The sequence below is a fragment of the Ewingella sp. AOP9-I1-14 genome (assembly GCF_052375995.1).
Classification (GTDB): Bacteria; Pseudomonadota; Gammaproteobacteria; order Enterobacterales; family Enterobacteriaceae; genus Ewingella; species Ewingella allii.
On sequence record NZ_JBQSVA010000022.1, the window covers coordinates 1 to 6,838 of the forward strand.

Annotated in this window: 5 protein-coding genes and 1 pseudogene; 5 read left to right on the forward strand and 1 reads right to left on the reverse strand. The window is 49.9% G+C overall.

Annotated features, from left to right (window positions below; translation table 11 throughout):
- The first annotated feature begins 491 nt into the window (after positions 1-491).
- Complete coding sequence (gene lldD / locus ACT3RT_RS22775; protein WP_001572339.1) at positions 492-1,670, forward strand: FMN-dependent L-lactate dehydrogenase LldD; 1,179 nt, start codon at positions 492-494, stop codon at positions 1,668-1,670.
- A gap of 418 nt (positions 1,671-2,088) precedes the next feature.
- On the opposite strand, the gene ACT3RT_RS22780 is transcribed toward lldD, so the two are convergent.
- Positions 2,089-3,012, reverse strand: coding sequence for an IS5-like element IS903B family transposase (locus ACT3RT_RS22780; protein WP_001118619.1), 924 nt, complete (start codon positions 3,010-3,012; stop codon positions 2,089-2,091).
- Between the two features lie 24 nt (positions 3,013-3,036).
- Here ACT3RT_RS22780 and ACT3RT_RS22785 point away from each other — a divergent pair, with 24 nt between their 5' ends.
- The 4 genes and pseudogenes from ACT3RT_RS22785 (at position 3,037) to ACT3RT_RS22800 (ending at position 6,737) form a co-directional block, all read left to right on the forward strand.
- Positions 3,037-4,458 (forward strand): methyl-accepting chemotaxis protein, encoded by a 1,422-nt coding sequence (locus ACT3RT_RS22785; RefSeq protein WP_001572329.1) that lies wholly within the window; start codon positions 3,037-3,039, stop codon positions 4,456-4,458.
- A gap of 533 nt (positions 4,459-4,991) precedes the next feature.
- Positions 4,992-5,198, forward strand: a pseudogene (locus tag ACT3RT_RS22790) (hypothetical protein); the annotation flags it as partial.
- Entirely contained in the window at positions 5,191-5,544 is a 354-nt protein-coding gene (locus ACT3RT_RS22795; protein ID WP_017146595.1) for an AAA-type ATPase lid domain-containing protein, read from the forward strand. The pseudogene ACT3RT_RS22790 and the gene ACT3RT_RS22795, both read left to right, overlap by 8 nt.
- A gap of 119 nt (positions 5,545-5,663) precedes the next feature.
- Positions 5,664-6,737, forward strand: coding sequence for an FUSC family protein (locus ACT3RT_RS22800; protein WP_496203774.1), 1,074 nt, complete (start codon positions 5,664-5,666; stop codon positions 6,735-6,737).
- The last annotated feature ends 101 nt before the right edge of the window (positions 6,738-6,838 follow it).

Consider the following 6,838-nt stretch of genomic DNA (forward strand, 5'->3'; position numbering starts at 1 on the left):
CTAGGTCAAGCTTCATCAGGTAAAATAATCGAAAAAAAACAAGCGCTTTTCCGCCATCCACAGCAACACATGCGCAACGACTTTTTCAATCATATCGATGACAACGCTCTCGGTGATTCCCATCTGCTCCATTTCTTCTCGACTGAGATGATTTTCTTTAACTGAAGTCCTGACGTTAAAAATACCCACTATACTTGGGGGGCTGGTTTGTTTGTTCCTTTTTGGCGATTGACCACATCGCACAATCCGGGCTGAGTACCTTTAAAGTTATCTACTTTCCGCGCAGTTATTTATCAAATATTGCTGTCAGAGAATGAACACATTTTCAGCAGAAATACTTCATCAGAAAAATCACCAGCGTTTAAAAAACAGGTTATTCCCTTTCTGCATGACCGGGATTCTAAAATTTCATTTCCCCCCTCATTTCATTGGACCTATAATCTTTCTGCCTACAGAACATAAATTTAGTTAAGATCTATAAGGAAAGAAAAATGATCGTTTCAGCTCCCGCCGATTATCGTGAGGCCGCCCGTCATCGCCTTCCTCGATTTCTGTTTGATTATATTGATGGCGGCGCAGTAGCAGAAAATACCATGCACGCGAACTCAACTGAACTCGCCTCAATTGCGCTGCGTCAGCGGGTGCTTTGTGGTGTTGGCGACCCGACGCTGACGACTAATATCCTTGGAACGTCATGGGCAATGCCGGTCGCGCTGGGTCCTGTAGGAGCCACTGGCATGTACGCACGGCGCGGCGAAGTCAAAGCGGCGCGAGCCGCAACCGACGCCGGCATCCCTTATACCCTTTCCACGGTATCGGTATGCCCGATAGAAGAAGTTGCGCAGCATGCCTCCGGAGAGCTCTGGTCACAGCTGTACGTGCTTAAAGATCGCGGTTACATGCGCAATGCTCTCGAACGCTCGTGGGCCGCAGGGATGAAAACGCTGGTTTTCACCGTCGATATGCCCATCCCCGGCTCGCGCTATCGCGATAATCGCTCGGGTATGTCCGGACCGTGCGCCACTCTGAGACAATATCTGCAGGCCTGTACCCACCCCCGTTGGGCCATAGACGTTGGGCTGGCTGGCAGACCCCTGTCGTTTGGCAACATTGAAACCTACACCGGACACAAGATGACGATGGACGACTATATGGGGTTTATAAGCAATAACTTCGACCCCTCCATTGCATGGCACGATTTGGAGTGGATACGCGACAGCTGGAAAGGGAAGCTGATTATCAAGGGTATCCTTGACCCTGAAGATGCAAAGAATGCCGTCCGTCTGGGCGCTGATGGCATTGTGGTTTCTAATCACGGGGGCAGGCAGCTTGATGGCGCAATTCCAACGGCCAGGGCGCTACCTCGGGTGGTAGATGCCATCGGCGATGATCTCACGGTTCTGGTCGATTCAGGAGTGCGTTCCGGGGTGGACGTTATCCGGATGCTTGCCCTTGGCGCAAAAGGGGTACTGCTGGGACGTTCATATATTTATGCGCTGGCGACGGCAGGAGAAGCTGGTGTCGCACACCTGCTGCGCCTGTATGCTGAAGATATGAAGGTAACGATGACTCTGACGGGCGCAGCATCACCGGCGGATATTCACGCTGACTGCCTCGACCGTTTAGAGAAAGATATGGCGCAGCTAGCCAGGACGCATTCTGGACAATAGAACCATGAGACCAGACCCACGCTATGCTTACACGGGTCTGGTCGCCCACTAAAAAGTTTACTGGAGTTCAGCGAGAATTTTTATCGGGAAAAACGCAGCCGATGAAAGAGTGCACTGAGCTATCCAATACCACCATGACAGGCGTCACCGTCACTCCCAGTCGCTAGTGTAGAGCGGATTTTTTAATCACCAGATTTTTACATTTTTCTGAGCTATCTTTGCCTGCCAAAAAACCAGCCATTGCGTTCTGCAGGCTTTTCTGACGATCGTTGGCGCACCACACCCGCTCCGAATCCTTGATGGATGGCGGCCCCACCGTCAGAAATGACATTGTCAGGCCGGCACCAGTATATGTTTGACGTGGCTTTGTTGAATAAATCAGATTTCGGGTAAGTCTCCCCCGTAGCGGGTTGTGTTTTCAGGCAATACGCACGCTTTCAGGCATACCTGCTTTCGTCATTTTGTTCAGCGCTCGTACCAGGGCCATAGCCTCCGCAACCTGACCATCGTAGTCACGCAGCGTCAGTGAACCCCCGAACAGCTGTTTTACCCGGTACATCGCCGTTTCCGCTATCGAGCGACGATTGTAATCTGTTGTCCATTTCCACCGCGCATTACTCCCGGTCATTCGCTGATTAGCCACTGCACGGTTACGGTCTGCATATTCACCGGGCCAGTAACCCGCACCTTTTCGGGGAGGGATAAGCGCGCTGATTTTCTTACGCCGCAGTTCATCGTGACATAGCCGGGTATCGTAAGCGCCATCGGCGGCGGCTGACCTGATTTTCCGGTGGGTTTGCCGGATTAACCCGGGGAAGGCCTCTGAGTCCGTAACGTTGTTCAGCGACAGGTCAGCGCAGATGATTTCATGTGTTTTACTGTCAACGGCGAGATGCAGCTTACGCCAGATACGGCGGCGTTCCTGGCCATGCTTTTTGACTTTCCACTCGCCTTCACCGAAGACCTTCAGCCCGGTGGAATCAATTACCAGGTGTGCGATTTCACCCCGGGTGGGCGTTTTGAAACTGACATTAACCGACTTTGCCCGCCTGCTGACACAGCTGTAATCCGGGCAGCGTAGCGGAACGTTCATCAGAGAAAAAATGGAATCAATAAAGCCCTGCGCAGCGCGCAGGGTCAGCCTGAATACGCGTTTAATGACCAGCACAGTCGTGATGGCAAGGTCAGAATAGCGCTGAGGTCTGCCTCGTGAAGAAGGTGTTGCTGACTCATACCAGGCCTGAATAGCTTCATCATCCAGCCAGAAAGTTATGGAGCCACGGTTGATGAGGGCTTTATTGTAGGTGGGCCAGTTGGTGATTTTGAACTTTTGCTTTGCCACGGAACGGTCTGCGTTGTCGGGAAGATGCGTGATCTGATCCTTCAACTCAGCAAAAGTTCGATTTATTCAACAAAGCCGATGAACGATAATACCCTGTCGAATACCGATTCTTTAAACGATATCGTGAAGGATGGACGGCAACAACTCGCTCGAGGCAGAAATGATTTTCTGCTTTTTAACTCTCAGACCGTCAGCCCGGGAACCAACCTGAGCAGCCTCGATGCGCTTAAACGCGATTATTTGGCCTACGCTGATGTCCTTGATAAAGCGTTAACGCTTACGGAGCAGGGAAAACTGGATGACATCCTACGGCTACGTATTCAGGATTATCAGGTATCCATGCAGGATAGCTATAATCGCTGGCGCGTCACTTATGAAGACGTAAGTCGACGGGGGATCAGTGAAAATCAGAAAACCTTTACAGAAATGCTGTGGACTATGGGAACAGTTATTCTCTTGGTGATCATCATTATATTACTCAGTTGGGTCGGATTACGGAGAATGCTCATTGCACCTTTAAAAGATAATATGCAGCATTTGAGCACTATTTCGCAGGGAGATCTCACGCATTCGGTGAGGGTCGAAGGAAATAATGAGATGGCAAAACTGGCAGAAAGTATTCTCCATATGCAACAGTCTCTGATCAGAACAGTCAGTGATGTCAGACTCGGTTCTGACTCTATATACACCGGGGCAGGTGAGATAGCCTCAGGTAGTCATGATTTGTCATCCCGGACCGAGCAGCAAGCTGCATCACTGGAAGAAACTGCAGCAAGTATGGAACAACTGACGGCAACGGTTAGGTTGAATGCTGACAATGCCCGCCAGGCTTCACAGCTTGCAGTTGCCGCTTCCGATAAAGCATTAAAAGGGGGAGATGCTGTCAGCTTGGTTGTAAGTACAATGGATGATATCGCCGATAGCTCTAAGGAAATTGGTGCCATCATTAATGTTATCGATGGTATTGCGTTTCAGACTAACATTCTCGCCCTTAACGCGGCCGTTGAAGCAGCAAGAGCTGGGGAGCAGGGGCGCGGATTTGCCGTGGTGGCTGGCGAGGTTCGCAACCTTGCCCAGCGCAGTGCGCTTGCGGCTAAAGATATCAAGATACTCATTGAGGCCTCAGTCAGTCGTATTGAAAATGGCTCAGGCTTGGTTAAACGTGCTGGCGACTCGATGTCTGATATCGTCAATGCAGTGACCCGAGTGACAGATATTATGGCAGAAATTGCTGCTGCATCCGATGAACAGAGCCGCGGAATTGAGCAGGTTGGTATTGCGGTTCACGAAATGGACAGTGTGACGCAGCAGAACGCATCCCTTGTTGAAGAGTCCGTTGCAGCGGCGGCGGCACTTGAAGAGCAGGCCGGGTTGCTGCAACAGTCTGTATCAGTATTCAGGCTCCGGGACGACAACCTGGTTGTACCAGCACAGAAAGCGATTTAACCGACTGAACCGCGTTTCCGGTGGCCGTCGGCAGGAAATTGCGACTGGCTACCAAACACTGCCGGAAACGCGGCTGAACGGTTTTAGCCATGAAGCATGGTGTCGTAAACCTCTTTACAGACTGTAGTCTTGTGCCCCAGATCGGCAAAGAGGTTTACGCGGATGCCGTTCGCCTTCCCCACATAATCACTACTGATTAAAAGTAGTCCATCAGGATAATCTGCCTAACTTCCCCCGTTCCGTTCGGAAAACCGAACATAGCATCCGTATTTTTCCGGATAACCGGAATACCTAAAATCACAGCTCACAATTAACCTCCATTTATCAATTACTTATTTTTTATAAAAAGTGGCACGCTCAGTGCAATGACAGAGATGCGATGAACGTTTCATTCATCAACAGACAATGATTCAATTTGGAGAGTTAAATATGACTGTGTTGCAGAAATCCCTTCCGAAAGGGGTCGAATTATTAAAAAATCCAGGTCTGAATAAAGGCACGGCTTTCTCCCAACAAGAACGTCGTACCTTTGGTTTTACATGTTTTTGTTCGCCGTTGGCTATTCTGTGGGACCGCAGTTCATCCGCGCGATTCGTAGCGATGGCATGCCGCAGGTAGTTTTCACGGTGATCGTCTGCCTGTCAGGACTGGGGACCGCGATTCTTATTGGTAAAGGTCTGCATTATGGCGGGCCGATGACGGCAGGGTTGCTGGCTGGAGGATATTCCCCTGTTGTTTAACCTGTTTGTAAACCAGTCATCGATCAGTTTCAATCGCACAGCCCCAGTGATTAAAGAGACAAAACTTCATCAGTTGATGGCCTGGCGTTGGCCCGGGAACGTAAGGGAGTTGCGAAATGAAGCCGAGAGATTTGTTCTGGGCATTAAGAGTACAATCACAATGGGAGATATTTCTTCGGATATCTCCTCGTTCTCACTGATGCAAACCGTTGAATATTTTGAGAGAGGTTTGATTGCCACTGAGCTCGCACGCCATGCAGGTAGCCTTTCTCGTACAGCAGAGTCACTACAGGTAGCCAAAAGTACGTTGTCCGATAAGATAAAGAAATATGGGCTAAAATTTTGAAAAAATGGAATTCATCCAATAATGCAATAAATTAGAATCGTATTGCTGATTTTCGTTGATTCCAGTTGATCATATAGAACCATGAATCATTATGCCCATCATCACCGAGGATTCCCCTTTTGCATTGGTTAGTTCGTCTACGCCTGACCTGGCGCCAGGTCGTCACTGGATTTCCTTCACGTGCGAGGCTGGCAGCGCGTGATGCACTTGCTACTGCACTCGCCTGCCTGCTGTCATGGATACTGGCCGTATGGCTGCTGGGACATGAACATCCTACTTTTGCCATCGTCAGTGCCGTGGTATGTCTTGCTCCGGGCGTACCCAGTCACCTGAAACAAGCAAGAAATCTAGTGATTGGTTGTACGTTCGGTATTGTGATGGGGGAGTTGATGTGGCAGTTACCCGATACTCACCCACTGATTCGGATGTGCGTCGGTATGTTCTTCGCTATTTTGTTTGGTGCCGCCATTGGCCCGGCCCCGGTGGTACCAATCCAGGCTGGAGTATCGGTTGCTTTGGTTCTTGCCATGGGGCCAGAAAACGCGGGTGGAACCCGTTTGGTGGATGTTTTGCTGGGAGCCTCTGTAGGATTATTATTCAGCCAGGTGCTTTTTACGTCTAATCCATTTAGTGATATTGGGCGTTCAACTTCTGATTTCCTTCGACAACTCGGTAATGGGATGGATCGAATGCTCAGAGCCTGCGAGGTGCAAAGCAGTAAGGGGGCAGAAGCCGCTTTGAGTCAGCTTTCAGATGCTCAGTCAGCTCTGGCAGCTCTTCGTGCCGCTGTAGCTGAAGCACAGGTCAGTAAACGCTGGTCGCTACGGGGTCGGCTACATGCAGAGCGGATTAACATCGTCACGCAACGTTACGACCGCCATGCAATACGGGTATACGCAACTTCCCTTTTATTAGCGGAAAGCATAAGCCGAGCCATGTCGCACACGCATACTCCGCCACCCGCCGCAGTTATGACGTATTGCCAATGGCTATCAGATAACTGCATGGAATTAGCCCGGCAATCAACCGTTTTTGTGCTAAAGGAAAGTGCCCCCCAAGCTTATATGGGCAAGCAGCCACAGAGCACAATCTATAAGTGCGATATATTACCACCAGAATGGCTCATTGTAGAAGATAATGCTAAACAACTGGAGTATGCCTTACAGGTGCTACTGTGTTCACGAGACGCATAATTGTAATGCCGAGATAACTGTATGCTGAACTACTGTTAGTATTTATCGACGTGTGTCACTTCCGTCACTTGGCTGAACAGTGGAAGATCTAATGACAAGTG